Here is a 15,931-nt window from a genome sequence, read left to right on the forward strand (position 1 = left end):
GCCTCACTCCCCGGTTGGCTCGCCGTTCTCGTCCCAGTTCGCGGCGACCTTCTTGCTCGGCTGCACACGCGGCGGCTCGCCCGGCATCTTCGGGAACTCCGGAGGGAACGGCAGCTCCCCGAGCCCGTCGGCCTTGTCGCGCTCCCACCACTCCAGCAGGGTGTCGATGCGCCCCGGCGACGCCTGCTTGTCCGCCCACGGATCACCGATCTCGTCGAGCCGTTTCGGGATGCTGCGCACGGTGAACTGCGAGGGATCCAGATCGTCCAGCTCGTCCCAGTGCACGGGCGTCGACACCGTCGCCTTCGGCAGGGCGCGCGGGCTGTAGGCGCCCGCCATCGTGCGGTCCCGGTTCGCCTGGTTGAAGTCCACGAAGATCCGCTGACCGCGCTCCTCCTTCCACCAGTTCGTGGTCACCTGCTCCGGCATCCGACGCTCGAGCTCACGTCCGGCCGCGATCACCGCGTGCCGCACATCGAGGAACTCGTGCGTCGGCTCGATGGGCGCGAAGACGTGGAGGCCGCGGTTGCCGCTCGTCTTCGCGAACGCCTCCAGACCGGCCTCGCGCAGCACCGTCCGCAGCTCGTGAGCGGCGGTCACGGCATCCGCGAAGTCCGTGCCCGGCTGGGGGTCGAGGTCGATGCGCAACTCGATCGGGTTGTCGGGATCGGTCGCGAGCGACGCCCACGGGTGGAAGACGATCGTGTTCATCTGGGCGGCCCACACGATCGCGCTCGGTCGATTCAGCACGATCTGCGGATGCCGTCGCCCGCTGTTGTACGTCAGCGTGACCGCGTCGACGAAGTCGGGCGTGCCCTTCGGCGGGTTCTTCGAGAAGAAGCCCTCGCTGCCCACGCCGTCACGGAACCGCTCCAGCGAGACGGGACGGTTGCCGTTGGCCGCGAGGAACGGCACGCTCGCGAGCTGGAAGTACTCGGCCAGCTCCGCCTTGGTGATGCCCACCTCGGGCCACACGACGCGGTTGGGGCTCGACAGCGCGACCTCGCGCTCTCCGTCCGGATCGACGACGGTCAGGGTCACGCGTTCGGAGGCCATGCTCCGACCCTAGAGCGCGAGCGAGACGCGCGGAACCCCCGCGAAGGGCGACATGCGCCGAGCGTCATCCGCGGGACCGCGCGCCGGTCGCCGAGCGTCATCCGCCGGATCGCACGCCGGTCGCCGAGGTCGTGCGTCAGTCGCTCAGGTCATGCCTCAGTCGCCGAGGTCGTGCGTCAGTCGCCGAGGTCGACCGCGAGCACCAGCACCGGCGCGAGAGCCTCGCGGTCGACGGCCAGCGTCGGACCGGCGGGATCGAGGATCACACCCGCCATCTCCGGGTGGCTGGCGAAGAGCTTGGCCAGCTGCTCGGGGTCGAAGGGCAGCGGGCGGTCGCCGCGTCCGAGTGCCAGCACCTCGAGCGGGTGCGAGAACAGCTGCAGGAACCGCTTGCCGTCTGGCGTCTGCGCCTCCGCGATGCCGGGCTGGCCCGTTCCGGTGCCGTCGTTCACGGCCACCCACATGCGCTTGGTCGCCAGCGCCTGACCGATCTTCGCCGCCGTGTCCTGCTCACGCGGCTGCGCGAGCAGAGACTTGACGGTCATCTCGACGTCTGCCTGCTCGAGCGTCTTCTCGAGGAGCTCGGTGGGGAAGACGACGCGGTGCGGTGCCGAGGCGTTGTCGACGATGAGTCCGGCGAAATCGCCCGCGACGACCTGCTGCAGCACCGAGGTGACCGGCTGGGCCACGGCCGAGGTCGCGGTGGGATCCTTCTCGAGCTGCACCGAGTCGCGCACGGCTCCTGCCGAGCTGAAGGCGAGCATGAACTGGCGGTCGCCATCGCGCACGACGGCGACAGAGAGCGGCTTGCCCTCGCTGATCTGCGCGCGCGCATCGCCGTTCACACGGATGTACAGGTGCGCCTGCAGCGCCTGACGCAGCACGCCGAGGAGCTGCTCGTTCGTGGCACCCTGCTCGACCTGCGCGAGGGCCTCGCGCAGCAGCACGTTGTCCTTCATGCCGGCGACCGTCTCGGTCTGCTCCGGCGGGAGGGCGGGAGCGAGCGGCAGCCGGCGTTCGGCCTGGGCGTCGATGAGGCGCGGGGCGGGTGCTCCCCCGAACGTCGGCTGGACGGGCGTCGTGGAGGCCGACGCCGGAGTCGAGGGAGCGGCTGCGGCGTTCGGATCGGGCAGCGACACCTCGGGCCCGGCCTGAGCGCCGACACCGCGGAAGGCCTGCACCGAGATCCCGACGGCCGGAGGCGCCTCCTCGACGGGAGCCTCCGTCGAGGAGGGAGCTGCCTCCTCGATGCCGGAAGCAGACGACTCGGATGCGGACGACTCGGATGCGGACGACTCGGATGCGGACGACTCGGATGCGGGAGCCGAATCGGATGCCGCGCCGGCGGGGTTCTGCGGATCGCTCGTCACGGCGTCGCCCGACTGCGACGCGGTGCCGACGCTCTCGTCGGTGGACGCGGTCGCGTCTGCCTCGGTCTGGTCGGCGACGACGTCGTCAGCGGACTTCTTGCGGCGGGAGAACAGGGCCATATCAGCCAGCCTAACCCGCGATCCCGCTAGATCTTGTCGATCGGCGCGACCTTGATCAGCAGCTTCTTCTGCCCGGCGGAGTCGAACCGCACGTGCGCGATCCGCTTCGCACCTTCACCCGTCACGGCATCCACTCGCCCCTCGCCGAAGTCGGAGTGCCGGATGCGGTCGCCCGCCGCCAGCTCGAGGTCGCCGTTGTCGCGCATCTTCGCCGTGACGCGATTCGGGAACTTGTCCATCGCCGTCGACAGGGGCTTCAGCGAGTCGCTGCCGGGCAGCGGCTTCACACCGAAACGGTCGCCCGATGCGCCGAACCCGCCGCCTCCGCGGCGAGCGTTCAACGCCCGGGACTGAGTGCCTCCCCGCGAGTTGACGTCGCCCGGCGACTGCCGCCAGTCGATGAGCCCCGCCGGGATCTCCTGCAGGAACCGGCTCGGCATCGCGACCGACACCTCGCCGAACTGGGCCCGCGTCATGGCGAGCGACAGGTGCAGACGCTTCCGCGCCCTCGTGATGCCCACGTAGAAGAGTCGACGCTCCTCCTGGGGACCGCCCGGCTCACCGGCCGAGATACGGTGCGGGATGAGGTCCTCCTCGACTCCCGTCACGAAGACCGCGTCGTACTCGAGCCCCTTCGCCGTGTGCATCGTCATGAGCGACACCGTGCCCGACTCGTCGTCGAGGTCGTCGGCATCCGACACGAGAGCCACCTCGGTGAGGAAGTCGACGATCGTGCCCTCCGGGTTGTTGCGCGCGAAGTCCCTCGCGACCGCGACGAACTCATCGAGGTTCTCGACCCGCGCCTCATCCTGGGGGTCGCGGCTCGCGCGCAGAGCATCGAGGTACCCGCTCTTCGACAGCAGCACGCTGAGGCCGTCGGCGACAGACGTCGGCGGCGGCACCTCCCCCGACGCCGGGAGCATGATCTCGGTCGCCTCGGCGAGGGTCGCATCGAGCTGCGCGATGCCTGCCTGGATCTTCGGGCCAACCCCGAGCTGGCCCGGCACCGACAGCGCCTGCCGGAAGGTGATGTCGTGATCCTCGGCGAACCGGGCGATCGCCGTCTCGGTCACGTCGCCGATGCCGCGGCGCGGCTTGTTGAGGATGCGGCGGACCGCCATCTCGTCGGCGGGGTTCGCGACCGTCACGAGATAGGCGAGCGCATCCTTGATCTCCGCGCGCTCGTAAAACTTCGTGCCGCCCATGATCTTGTACGGCACGGCCGAGCGGATGAAGATCTCCTCCAGCGCTCGCGACTGCGAGTTCGTGCGGTAGAACACCGCGATCTCGGAGTAGGGCATGCCGGCGCGGCGCAGCGCCTCGATCTCGTCGGCGACGAACTGGGCCTCGTCGTGCTGCGAGTAGCCCGTGAAGCCGATGATCTTGTCACCGTCGCCCTTGTCGCTCCAGAGCTTCTTGTCCTTGCGGTCGAAGTTGTTGCCGATGACCGAGTTCGCCGCGGAGAGGATGTTCTGCGTCGACCGATAGTTCTGCTCGAGCAGCACCACCTTGGCTCCGGGGAAGTCGCGCTCGAACTCGCTGATGTTGCGGATGTCGGCGCCGCGGAAGGCGTAGATCGACTGGTCGGAGTCGCCGACCACCGTCAGCGATGCGCCCTCGAGCTCGGGGGTCGTCTCCGGCTCGAAGATCATCATGCCGTTCGAGGCATACGGGTCGGGAGCGTCTCCGGAGACGGGACGCGTCAGCTCGTGGATGAGCGCGTACTGCGCGTGGTTGGTGTCCTGGTACTCGTCGACGAGCACATGACGGAAGCGCCGGCGGTACGTGTCGGCCACCTGGGGGAAGGCGCGGAACAGGTACACGGTCTGGCCGATGAGGTCGTCGAAGTCGAACGCGTTCGCCTTCTGCAGCTGCCGCTGGTAATCGGTGAAGAGCTCGACGAAGATGCGTTCGGCGGGGTCGCTCATGTTCGCCTGGCGCGCGTACGCCTCGGCATCCGACAGCTCGTTCTTGAGCTTCGAGATGCGCCCCTGCACCGACGCGGGGGTCAGACCGTAGGCGTCGGCCTCGTGCTCCTTGACCAGGCGCTTGATGAGGGCGCGCGAGTCGCCCGAGTCGTAGATCGTGAACGACTTCGTGAAGCCGAACTGCTGCGCCTCTCGGCGGAGGATGCGCACGCACGCGGAGTGGAAGGTCGAGATCCACATGCCGCGGGCCGCCTCGCCGACGATCCCCTCGACGCGCTCGCGCATCTCGCCGGCGGCCTTGTTCGTGAACGTGATCGCGAGGATCTGGCTCGGCCACGCCTCGCGCGAGCGCAGCAGCGAGGCGATGCGTCGGGTGAGCACACTGGTCTTGCCCGACCCGGCGCCCGCGACGATGAGCAGCGCGGGGCCGCGATAGGTGACGGCCTCGAGCTGCTGGGGGTTGAGTCCGGCGAGGAGGTCGTCCTGACCCGGCTCCCCGGTGGAGCGAGGGCCGACGGATCCGGGAACGATGAGGGGGGCTTCGGTCATGGCCTTATGAGTCTAGGCGTCACCACCGACACCGGGAGCCGGGGAGGGGCGGGGTGCCGGAGCGCCCCTCCCCTCCCGTCGCATGACGCTACGCGGACTGCCGCCGGCGGCGCATGGCTGCCGCGCCGGCGACCAGCAGAGCGATCGCGAGCAGGATGCCGAACGTGGGCGCTTCGGCGCCCGTCGCGGCGAGCGCTCCCCCGGCCGTGATGCGGATGTCCGCCCAGCCCACGAGCTCGCCGGACGCGGTGTAGATCGCGATCCGGTGCGCGCCGAGCGGCGCGTCGGTCGGGATCGTCACGGTGAACGTGCCGGCCGCCGAGGCCGCGCCGCTGGCAAGCAGCACCGGGTCGGAGTACATCCACACCGCGATGCCCTCGCCCGCGCGGTCGGCGCCGACCGACACCGTGACGCGATCGCCGCGCCTCGCGACGCTCGGGTTCACCGTGACGCCGTTGCGATTGCCATCCGTGAGCGCAGTGCCCGGAAGCGGCGGCGTCTGGCCGGGGTTCGCGCCGGGGTTCCCGCCTCCGGGGTTCCCGCCGCCGGGATTCCCGCCCACGTTCGCGGGGAGCGTGCCGGTGCGCAGAGCCTCGGAGGCGAATCCGTCGGCGAACCACCACACGGGGCGCTGCCCGTTCACGGCGAGCGAGGCCGGCGCGGTGGCGAAGCCCTCGTTGTTGATGTCGGGCATGCCTGCGGGGCGCGCGAAGTGGGCGATACCGGGCTGGGCCGTGCCGTTCAGCGTGATCTGCGCCGAGCGTCCCTGGCATCCGTCGTCGCACACGGCCCAGAGCACGCCGAGCACGCTGTCGTAGTCGAGCGCCATGACCCCGGCGAGCCCCGGCGCGATCTCCGAGACGAGGGTCGCCGACCCGTCGTCGTTCAGCGCGAAGGCGTAGACGTGGCCGTTGTCCTCCACCGCGACGAAGAACAGGCCGTCACCTCGACCGGCGTAGTCGGTCGGGTCGTAGGCCGCACCGGTGTTCCGGTCGAAGAGCTTGCCGTCGAGCGCCGAGTCCGGCACCCACTGCACAGCCTCCATGCCGAGGTTCGCACCGACGGCAGGCAGCAGAGACGTGAGGTCCCATTCCTGCTGCGCGACGAGGTCGCCCTGGGCCGCCTCGGGATCGACCTTGAGGATCGTGCTGAGATTCACGCCCTTCGCGCTGTTGTCCCGCTCGGAGGCGACGTAGACGAGCCCGTCGCCGTCGACCGTGATCCCCTCGGTGTCCGGGCCGGCTGCGGCGGGGTTCGCGGCATCCTTCTGGAAGCGCACGCGCTTGCCCGCCTCCCAGCCGGGGATGGTGGCGAAGGAGCCGTCGGCCTGGACGGCCAGCTTGAAGATGCGCCCCTCGCCGTTGTCGACGGCCCAGAGGACGGCGCCGTCCGCCGTCTCCTGCACGTCGAGGCCCGAGCTGTCCTCGAGGAACGTCGGCGCGGAGTCGAGCACACGAACCTCGGGCGAGCCGGGCCACGCTGACACGGCGATCTCGCCGGCGCACGCATTCGCCGCGCCCTTCGTCGCGCGCTCCGTCACTCCGAAGACGCCGGTCGTATCAGGGCAGCGTCCCCACGTGGTCGCCGCATGGCCCTCACCCCAGCTCGTCGAGTCGACGAGCAGGTCGCCGTCGAACACGCGCACCGCGTCGCCCGCTCCGAGTCCGAAGCCGAGGTCGGCGCCCTCGATCACGAGGTAGCCGCCGGCGACGATCGTCGTGCCGGTGGGGATCGCGTAGGCGTGCGCGTCGTCGTCGTCCTTCACCACGAGTCCTGACACGTCGAGCGCGGAATCGGTCGGGTTGACGAGCTCGACCCAGTCGCCGGGCGTTCCGCCGTCCGACTCGATCTCGTTGATGCGCACCGGGTTGCCGCACGCGTTGCGCAGACCCTTCGTGGAGGTCGCGATGTCGACGACATCGCCGGTGCCGTCGGGGCAGCGCGCGAGGACGCCTGCGGCGTGCGCGGTGTAGACGTGCTCATCGACCGTGTTGCCGTTCGCGTCGCGCAGGGTCACGGTATCGCCGTTGCCCAGCCCGAAGACGAAGTCCGTCGGCTGGTCGAACACGAGGTACGCCCCCGGAGCGAGCACGGTGCCCGCGGCGAGGGGCGTCGCCTCCGCCGCGTGACCCACGGGGTCGTTGTCCATGACGGTCCAGCCCGACAGGTCGACGGGCGTGCTGCCCGTGTTGAGCACCTCGACCCAGTCGGTGGTGTCGCCGTTCGACTCGATCTCGTTGATCACCACGTCGGGGACCACGCAGGAGTTCGGAGCGCCCTGGGTCGCGTACGCGAGGGCGAACACGCCGGCCCCATCCGGGCACCGCGCGAAGGTGGCCGCGGCGGCGTCGCCGTCGATCGCGGCGTGGCCCGTCCACGGCAGAGTGTCGTCGATCATCGCGCCCGCAGCGTCGAACAGGCGGATGCGGTCGGCGCTGCCGATGCCGATCGGCTCGCGGAACGGCGCCTCGACGCCGCCGACCAGGCCGACGGACGCCTCGTCCACGACGAGGAATCCGCCGGCGGCGATCGACGTGCCAGGGAGGAACTGCCAGCGGTGATCGTCGGAGTTGTCGCGGATCTCGTACCCCGAGATGTCGAGCGCCTCGTCGCCCGGGTTGTAGAACTCCACCCAGTCGGCCGGCTGCGAGTCCACCTCGTTGATCACGAGGGATCCGCCGACCGGCTCCGTCGACGGGAACACGTTCTCGGCGCCCTTGGTGGCCTCGGCCGTGACCGCCCACTCGACGGCGCCGTCGACATCGCGCACGCCCCGGGTCGTCACGGCGTGGCCGGTCCACGAGGTCTCGTCCACGAGCGCGCCGAGCGGGTCGAACAGGCGCACCTGGTCGTCCTTGCCGAGGCCGAAGTCGAACTGCCCGGCGCCCGACCCGGAATCCCGCTGGTCGATCACGAGATAGGCACCGGCCGCGACCACCGTGTCCTGCGGGAACGTGTAGGAGTTCCCGTCGCTGTTGTCCTTGACGACGAAGCCACTGAGATCGACCTCGGTCTCGGCCGTGTTGAGGAATTCGATCCAGTCGCCGGGGATTCCCCCGTCGGACTCGACCTCGTTGATGCGGATGCCGGTTTCGGCGCCCGAGGCGGACAGGGGGACGGCGAGCAGGGCGGCGGCACCGAGCGCGCCGACCGTGATGATCGCCGCCGCAGAACGCAGGCGGGACATGGGTCTCCTGAAGGGATGCAGACGGGTGTCACCCCACACCACCGAATCCGCCTTGCCGCGCGGCATCCCCCTGGTGCACGGAGGGTGAACGCGGGGTTGCCATTGCGTCCGCGGGGACGGCCGCGCCCCGCGCCGCGTCAGGCGATGCGCGTACCGGGCGGCAGCGTCTTCGCGGGCGTGCGCGTGCGCGCCCACGCTCCGGCGAACAGCCCGCCGGCCAGCACGACCTGCACCCCGAGCCCCACGAACCAGCTGGGTACCGTCGAGTCGATGATCTGCTTCGGGGTCGGGTACTGCGTGAACTCGGACTCGGAGTCGCACGGATTCCACCGCTGCTGCGGCGACTGCTGCGCGCTCCGCACGGCGTATTTGATCTGCCCGAACATGTCGATCGGGTACCCCTGGACCGTGTAGTCGGTCGGTGTCGCGTCGGCCAGCACGACGAACGGGTTGGCCGCGAGAGCACCCCACACGAGGTCGAAGCGGGGAACCTCGTAGGTGGTCGTCCCCGTGACCGTCTCGCACTGCGGCTGTCCCGACTCGTCGTAGGCGTACAGCTCCTCCTCCATCTGGGTCCGCACCGCCATCCCGCCGAGGCCGAACGCGATGACCGTTCCGAGCACCAGTCCCGCCACGACGAGGTACGTCGTCGCGACCGAGAACAGCGGGCGGGCGATGAGGCCGCTGAGCGCGACGCCGATCGTCGCGACGATGATGATCTCGGCGATGAGGACGAGCAGGGACACGAGCAGGGTGAGCGGGCTCGCGCCGCCGCCGAGCAGTCCGACGCCGAGGAACGGCACGGCCACGATGAGGAAGGCCCCGCCCGTCGCGACGGCGGCGAGCAGCTTGCCGAGCATGATGTCGCCGGTGGATGCCGCGGTGACCTGCACCGCGGCGAGTGTCGCTGCGTCGCGGTCTCCGTTGATGGCGTTGCCGCTCAGGGTCGGCGAGACGAGCACGACCAGGAGCAGCACCATGTTCACGACGATCGAGTACACGCCTGCACCGACGAAGTCGCCCCACGAGTACACGGCGAAGGCGAGGACGGTGACGCCGATCATGATGACGGCGAAGACGCCCAGCAGCACGTACCAGCCGACGCTGCGCAGCCGCTGGGTCAGCTCGAGGCGGGCGATGATGCCGATGTTCGTGAGGCTCATGCTCCGACCTCCCGGTCCTCGGTGCCGCGAGCGGTGGGCATCCCTGGCGCGTCGCCCGACGGGGACGCGGGCGGGGCGGGCGGGCGTGTCGTCCCCTGATGCAGCTGCAGGAACGTGTGCTCGAGGACACTCTGCGCCGGGGCGTACTCCGCGACCCGCAATCCCGCCGCGACGAGCGCGTGCAGGGCCGACGCCGCCTGATCCTCGTCGGCGAATGCGGTGAGCACGGCTCCCCGGTCGACCCCGACGGACTCGACGGGGATGCCGAGCGCGGACGCGACCTGCCAGGCATGCGACGACTGTCTCGCCGCATCGGACCCGACCAGGCGGATCCGCCACGCGCGTGCGGTGGCCTCGGCCGGGGCGGCGTCGACGACCGTACCCGCGACGAGGAACACCGCGTCGTCCACCACCTCCTCCAGCTCCGACAGGATATGGCTGGAGATCAGCACGGTGCGGCCGTCGGCCGCGAGCTGCCGGAGCAGCAGGCGCAGCTGGATGCGGGCTTCGGGGTCGAGACCCGAGGCCGGCTCGTCGAGCAGGAGCACCTGCGGATCGTGCACGAGAGCTCTGGCGAGGCCGAGCTTCTGCTTCTGGCCTCGCGACAGCACCTTCGCGGGGGAATCGGCGAGGCCGACGAGGTCGACGATCCCGAGCAGCTCCTGCGCTCTCGCGGCCGCGTCGGCGGCCGTCATCCCGTACAGGCGACCGGTCGTCGTGATCGTCTCGCGGGCCGTGAGCGAGGGCCAGGCGCCCAGCGAATCCGGCATCCATCCGAGCAGGCGACGGGCGGCGAGCGGATCGACCGAGGGATCGACCCCCGCGATCCGGATCGTGCCCGCGTCCGGGGCGAGCAGCGAGGCGAGCATGAGCAGCAGCGTCGTCTTGCCCGCACCGTTCGGCCCGACCAGGCCCGTGACCCGCCCTGGCGCCGCTTCGAGGCTCGCGCCGCGGACGGCATGGACGGACCCGAAGGATCGGCTGACGTTGTCGACGACGATTCCGGTCATCGGGCCAGTGTGCCATCGGAAGTGCGCCTCGGCGGGGACGGCCGCCCCCGCGTGTTCGGGTCGCCGCTGAACTTCGGCGGCCTCTGTCATGTTCTGCGGCCATTCCGCGGGGCAATGGCCGCAGAACCTGCCACTGGCCGCGGAAACGGTGCCGTCGTCCAGGTCCGCGGCCCGCGCTGAGCCCCCTCAGTCGCGGAAGAAGGCGACCCCCAGGTCGGGGTGGTCCACGAAGACGCCGTCGACACCGCTGCGGGCGATGACGCCCCACTCGGCCTCGTAGTCGCCGAAGGCGTCCTTTCCGCCCTGGCCCCGGAACTCGGCAGCCAGGAAGCGGTTCTCGGGACGGCACGTCCAGGTGAAGACCCTCAGGCCCGTGGCGTGCGCGTCGGCGACGATCGTGTTGCCCCGCGCCAGCAGCATCTTCTTGTCGACGCTGATTCCGTCGACGGATCCGACCAGCTCGTCGAGCCCCTTCGGCTCGACCGTCGCCTTGTACGTCCGCGCGCGGGTGCCGAGCGCGGCGAACTGGTCGTAGGGGCGTCCGCCCGCCTCGATCAGGTACACGTACGAGGCGGGGATGCCGAGGTCCCGCAGCTCGCCCAGCACAGTGGACTCGAACGACTCGACGATGAGCGGCAGCGCGCCCTCGCCCCAGCCTGCCGACCGCAGCTCCGCGGCGATGAGCGGCGCGAGCGGCATCCCGATGCTCGCGAAGTAGGTCGCGTGCTTCACCTCGAGCACCACGCCGATCTCGCGGCCGTGCTCGATCGAGCCCTCGCGCACGATGTCGAGCACGTCGACGAGCCGCAGGATCGCCTGCGCGCCGTCGAAGCTCGCGCTCGAGAGGCGCACGTCGGGGAGGCGTTCACGGCTGCGCAGCGTCGACAGCTCCTCCCATGTGAAGTCCTCGGTGAACCAGCCGGTCAGCGCCTCGCCGTCGACCCGCTTGGTCGTCTTGCGGTCGGCGAACTCCGGATGCTGCGCCACGTCCGTCGTGCCGGAGATCTCGTTCTCGTGGCGGACGACGAGCACGCCGTCCTTCGTGGCCACGACGTCGGGTTCGACCGCATCCACCCCCATCGCGAGCGCGAGCTCGTACGAGGACCGCGTGTGCTCCGGTCGGTAGCCGGGGGCACCGCGATGCCCGATGACGAGGGGGGATTTCCTGGGCACGCTCTCAGCGTAGAACACGCGCGCGACACGCCAGGGCGGGTATCGTGGAGGAAAGCGACCTACAACCCCTTTGGAGTGAGGCCCACCATGAGCAATTTCGCTTTCAACAACCCGGCGTTCCAGCAGCAGGATCCGCGGAACGTCGCGACCTACCCCGGGGCTCCGCAGGGCGCTCAGGGTGCGCAGGCCGCCTCGTTCCAGCACGGGACGATGGATGCCGCCGCGAACGCGCAGCTGGAGGGCATGTACGCCGCTCCGCCGGCCGGCGCCATCGAGACCGACCGCATGTCTGTCGAGGACACGGTGTGGAAGACCGCCGGTCTCTTCGCGATCCTCCTCGTCACGGCAGCCGTCGGCTGGTTCGTGACTCTCGGCGGCGTCAGCGCACCGGTGCAGAACCCGTACGACCAGTTCCAGCCGAACATGCTGCCGTGGATCGTCGGCGCCCTCGGCGGCTTCGTTCTCGCCATGGTGATCTCGTTCACCTCGCGCAAGAAGGTCCGTCCCGCGCTGATCTTCGCGTACGCGGCCTTCGAGGGTCTCTTCATCGGAGGCATCTCGGCGTTCTTCGAGGTCCTGTACCCGGGCATCGTCTTCCAGGCCACGCTCGCCACGGTCTCGGTCGTCGGCGTGACCCTCGCGCTCTTCGCGAGCGGCAAGATCCGCGCGACGAAGAAGGCCACGAAGATCTTCATGATCGCGCTGGTCGGCTACCTCGTCTTCTCGCTCATCAACGTCATCCTGACCTGGACCGGCGTGCTGGGTGAAGGCGCGGCGTTCGGTCTGCTGAGCAAGGTCGAGATCCTCGGCATCCCGCTCGGTGTCATCATCGGCGTCCTCGTCGTCATCATGGCCGCGTACTCGCTGGTGCTCGACTTCGACCAGATCCAGCAGGGCGTGCGCAACGGCGCTCCCCGCAAGTACGGCTGGCTCGGCGCCTTCGGCATCATGGTCACGGTCGTCTGGCTCTACGTCGAGATCCTGCGCATCATCGCGATCGTCCGCGGCAACAACTGACCGCTGCGCTCCACGAAAGGCCCGCTTCCCCAGGGAGGCGGGCCTTTTGCCATATCCGAACCGGAGAACGCAAGGGGTTGCAGGGATTTCCCAGCAAAGGCACGCTGGTTAACACGAAGCCCCGGCACCCCGGGGCTCCCGATTTATAGGAGCTGACCATGAGTTTTCTCGGCTTTCTTCTTCTCGGCCTCATCGCCGGAGCCATCGCCAAGCTGATCCTTCCGGGTAAGCAGGGTGGCGGCTGGTTCGTGACCCTTCTGCTCGGCGTCGTCGGAGCTCTGCTCGGCGGCTGGCTCGGTTCCGTGATCCTGAACCGCCCGCTCACGGAGTTCTGGGACCTCGGCACGTGGCTCCTCGCCATCGGCGGATCCATCATCGTTCTGCTGATCTACGGCCTCATCGCCGGACGCGGCAGCAAGTCGCGCGCCTGACACCCGCCGCGCACGCGGTGGCGCAGAGAACCCCCTCGGATCGCTCCGAGGGGGTTCTCTCTTGTTCAGGCCCCTGTCGCCTTGGCCTCGAGCAGCGCTCGTTCCCGGTCGTTGCCGGCGAGAGAGGCAGCGGTCGCGAACTCGCTGCGCGCCTCATCGACCCGTCCGAGACGCAGCAGCAGCTCGGCACGTGTCGCCGGCAGCAGGTGGTAACCCCGCAGGGCTCCGGATGCCGCGAGTTCGTCGATGATGCGGAGGGCCGATGCCGGCCCCGTGGCCATCGCGACGGCCGCCGCCCGGTTGAGCTCGACGACGGGCGACGGCGCTATGCGCCCGAGCGCCTCGTAGAGCAGCACGATGCGCTCCCAATCGGTCTCCTCGACCGACGGCGCGACCGCGTGGCACTCCGCGATCGCGGCCTGCAGCCCGTACGCGCCGCGTCCGGTTCCCCGAGAGTCGGCCGTCGCCAGCGCGGCTCTCCCCCGCGCGATGCGGCCGCGGTCCCAGCGACGGCGATCCTGATCGGCGAGCAGCACGGGGTCGCCGTTCCTGTCGACGCGCGCAGGGAAGCGCGCTGCGGTGAGCTCCATGAGCGCCAGCAGGCTGTGCACCTCGCGCTCCGCGGGCATCAGGGCGGCGAGCACGCGGGTCAGCCGGATGGCCTCGGCGCTGAGCTCCGGACGCATCCAGTCCGCGCCGCTCGACGCCGAGTGCCCCTCGTTGAAGACGAGGTACAGCACGCCGAGGATCGCTCCGAGACGCGCGGCATGCTCTTCCCGAGGCGGCACCTCGAACGGCACGCCGGCTGCCGCGAGGGTCTTCTTCGCCCGCACGATGCGCTGCTGCACGGTGGCTGTCGGCACGAGGAACGCGCGGGCGATCTCCTCGCTCGACAGGCCGCCGACGACGCGCAGGGTGAGGGCAACCTGCGCCTCCCGCGACAGTACGGGGTGGCACGAGATGAAGATCAGCCGCAGCACGTCGTCGTCGACGGCATCCGGGTCCCACGGCGGGGCGTCCGCCGCCTCCGCCTGCTCGCGCTCGAGGTCGTGCGCGATGACCGCGATCCGGTCGTCGAGTCGTTCACGGCGCCGCCAGCCGTCGACCGCCTTGCGCTTCGCGACCGCCGTGAGCCAGGCCGCACCGTTGCGCGGCACCCCTTCACGCGGCCACTGCTGCAGCGCATCCACCAGGGCCTCCTGGGCGAGGTCCTCGGCGAGACCGAAGTCGCCGACCAGACGGGTGAGCGTGGCCACGATCTTCGCCGACTCGATGCGCCACACCGCGGCGACGGCGCGCTCTGCTGCGTCTCTGTCGTGAGCCGAGCGCGCCGTCTCGCTGTCGTCGGGGACGGTCATGTCACTGATCGGCGCGCTGCGCCTGCTCCTGCCGCCAGCCCTCTTCCTTCTCGATCCACTCGTTGTCTGCCGGGAAGTCGGAGGCGTCGGTCACGCGACGCACCTCGAGGAACGAACCCTTGCCGAGAGGCGCGCGGCGAGCCCACTCGGCGGCCTCCTCACGGCTCGACACCTCGAGGATCCAGAAGCCGTTGAACAGCTCCTTGGTCTCGCCGTAGGGGCCGTCGGTCACGAGCGGCGTCTCGCTGCTGAAGTCGACGACGAAGCCCTCGGCGGCATCCGTCAGCCCCTCGCCCGCCGCGAGCACGCCCGCCTTCATCATGGACTCGTTGTAGGCGCCCATGGCCGCGATGACCTGCTCGAACGGCATCTCCTTGTACGCCTCGACGGCCTCGTCGGTCGCGCGCATGATCAGCATGTACTTCATGATGTTCTCCTGTTCGGTGAGGCCGGGATTCGACCCTCTCATTGAAGACGTCGAACGGGAACGACGCGGATCGACATCGCTCCGGGATTTTCTCGAACTTTCTCCGCGGAGGTCAGATCAGGGCGTCGACAGCCGTGCGGATGGCATCGGCGGAGGCCCGCAGCAGCCCGAGCTCGCGCTCGTCCATCGGCGTCTCGCCGAGCGGCACCGCCCCGGCCGCTCCCACGACGGAGGGCACCGACATGGCGACGCCCTCGATGCCGTATTCGCCGCCCAGCACGGTCGCGACCGGCAGCACGGCCCGTTCGTCGCGCAGCACGGCCTCGGCGATGCGCGCGCAGCTCACGCCGATCGCGAGGTTCGTCGCACCCTTGCCCTGGATGACCGTGTACGCCGCATCGCGCACCTCGATCGCGATGCGGTCGAGTTCCTCGGCGGTGAACGGCTCGTCGGCGGGCCAGTCGAGGATCGGCACCGATCCGATCGTCGCGTTCGACCAGAGCGGGAACTCGGTATCGCCGTGCTCCCCCACGATGTCCGCGTGCACGCTCGACGTGCTCACCTGTGCGCGGTGCGCGAGCCGCCATCGCAGTCGCGAGGTGTCGAGCACCGTACCCGACCCGAACACCCGGTGCGGCGGGAGCCCGGTGACCCGCTGCGCGACGACCGTCATGACGTCGGCGGGGTTCGTGACGATCAGGAACACCGCAGACGGCGCCCGCTCGACGAGCTGCGGCAGCAGGCGCTGGAGGAGCCGGGCGTTCGTGCTCGCGAGCTCCATCCGCGTCTGCCCCGGCTGCTGCTTCGCGCCGGCGGTCACCACGACCACGTCGCTGCCGTCCACCACCGAGAGATCCGACCCTCCGCTCACGGCCGCCGAGGTGAACTGCGTGCCGTGCGCGAGGTCGAGCACCTCGGCATCCACTTTCGCCGTGTCGATGTCGTACAGCGCGACCTCCGCCGCGCTCCCCCGGATCAGCGCCGCGTACGCCACGCTCACCCCCACGCTTCCCGCACCGATCACCGTGAGCTTCGTCCGCGCTGTCGTCATACGGCCATCCTGCCCGAAGACACGAGAACGGGCACGGACCGCATGGCCCGTGCCCGTTCGTCGTCGACGGCGGAGGAGCGTCCTGCTCACT

The 15,931-nt window shown here is 70.1% G+C and carries 12 protein-coding genes; 2 read left to right on the top strand and 10 right to left on the bottom strand.

Going from position 1 to position 15,931, the window contains the following annotated elements:
* Positions 1 to 3: 3 nt before the first annotated feature.
* The 7 genes from ligD to MRBLWO14_RS04200 form a co-directional block, all read right to left on the bottom strand.
* Positions 4 to 1,056, bottom strand: coding sequence for a non-homologous end-joining DNA ligase (gene ligD, locus MRBLWO14_RS04170; RefSeq protein WP_341935203.1), 1,053 nt, complete (start codon positions 1,054 to 1,056; stop codon positions 4 to 6).
* A gap of 176 nt (positions 1,057 to 1,232) precedes the next feature.
* Entirely contained in the window at positions 1,233 to 2,546 is a 1,314-nt protein-coding gene (locus MRBLWO14_RS04175; protein ID WP_341935204.1) for an SseB family protein, read from the bottom strand.
* A 26-nt stretch (positions 2,547 to 2,572) separates the two neighbouring features.
* Positions 2,573 to 5,023 (bottom strand): UvrD-helicase domain-containing protein, encoded by a 2,451-nt coding sequence (locus tag MRBLWO14_RS04180; RefSeq protein ID WP_341935205.1) that lies wholly within the window; start codon positions 5,021 to 5,023, stop codon positions 2,573 to 2,575.
* An 88-nt stretch (positions 5,024 to 5,111) separates the two neighbouring features.
* Complete coding sequence (locus MRBLWO14_RS04185; protein ID WP_341935206.1) at positions 5,112 to 8,210, bottom strand: lamin tail domain-containing protein; 3,099 nt, start codon at positions 8,208 to 8,210, stop codon at positions 5,112 to 5,114.
* A gap of 137 nt (positions 8,211 to 8,347) precedes the next feature.
* A complete protein-coding gene (locus MRBLWO14_RS04190) occupies positions 8,348 to 9,373 on the bottom strand; it encodes an ABC transporter permease (RefSeq protein WP_341935207.1) in 1,026 nt (341 codons plus the stop codon).
* Complete coding sequence (locus MRBLWO14_RS04195; protein WP_341935208.1) at positions 9,370 to 10,383, bottom strand: ABC transporter ATP-binding protein; 1,014 nt, start codon at positions 10,381 to 10,383, stop codon at positions 9,370 to 9,372. Before MRBLWO14_RS04195 ends, MRBLWO14_RS04190 begins: the two co-directional genes overlap by 4 nt.
* A gap of 186 nt (positions 10,384 to 10,569) precedes the next feature.
* Positions 10,570 to 11,556 (bottom strand): glycerophosphodiester phosphodiesterase family protein, encoded by a 987-nt coding sequence (locus MRBLWO14_RS04200; protein WP_341935209.1) that lies wholly within the window; start codon positions 11,554 to 11,556, stop codon positions 10,570 to 10,572.
* A gap of 87 nt (positions 11,557 to 11,643) precedes the next feature.
* On the opposite strand from MRBLWO14_RS04200, the gene MRBLWO14_RS04205 reads away from it, so the two are divergent.
* Together MRBLWO14_RS04205 and MRBLWO14_RS04210 are read left to right on the top strand one after the other, a co-directional pair.
* Positions 11,644 to 12,573 carry a Bax inhibitor-1/YccA family protein gene (locus MRBLWO14_RS04205; protein WP_341935210.1) on the top strand — a complete coding sequence of 310 codons (930 nt, stop codon included), beginning with the start codon at positions 11,644 to 11,646 and terminating at the stop codon, positions 12,571 to 12,573.
* A gap of 158 nt (positions 12,574 to 12,731) precedes the next feature.
* Positions 12,732 to 13,004 (top strand): GlsB/YeaQ/YmgE family stress response membrane protein, encoded by a 273-nt coding sequence (locus MRBLWO14_RS04210; protein ID WP_341935211.1) that lies wholly within the window; start codon positions 12,732 to 12,734, stop codon positions 13,002 to 13,004.
* Positions 13,005 to 13,069: 65 nt separating this feature from the next.
* On the opposite strand, the gene MRBLWO14_RS04215 is transcribed toward MRBLWO14_RS04210, so the two are convergent.
* The 3 genes from MRBLWO14_RS04215 to MRBLWO14_RS04225 form a co-directional block, all read right to left on the bottom strand.
* Positions 13,070 to 14,362: an RNA polymerase sigma factor gene (locus MRBLWO14_RS04215; protein WP_341935212.1), complete on the bottom strand. Its 1,293-nt coding sequence runs from the start codon at positions 14,360 to 14,362 to the stop codon at positions 13,070 to 13,072.
* Position 14,363: 1 nt separating this feature from the next.
* Complete coding sequence (locus MRBLWO14_RS04220) at positions 14,364 to 14,789, bottom strand: YciI family protein (protein WP_341935213.1); 426 nt, start codon at positions 14,787 to 14,789, stop codon at positions 14,364 to 14,366.
* Positions 14,790 to 14,901: 112 nt separating this feature from the next.
* Complete coding sequence (locus MRBLWO14_RS04225; RefSeq protein ID WP_341935214.1) at positions 14,902 to 15,840, bottom strand: L-lactate dehydrogenase; 939 nt, start codon at positions 15,838 to 15,840, stop codon at positions 14,902 to 14,904.
* Between the last annotated feature and the right edge of the window lie 91 nt (positions 15,841 to 15,931).

It is taken from the genome of Microbacterium sp. LWO14-1.2 (assembly GCF_038397715.1).
Lineage (GTDB): Bacteria > Actinomycetota > Actinomycetes > Actinomycetales > Microbacteriaceae > Microbacterium.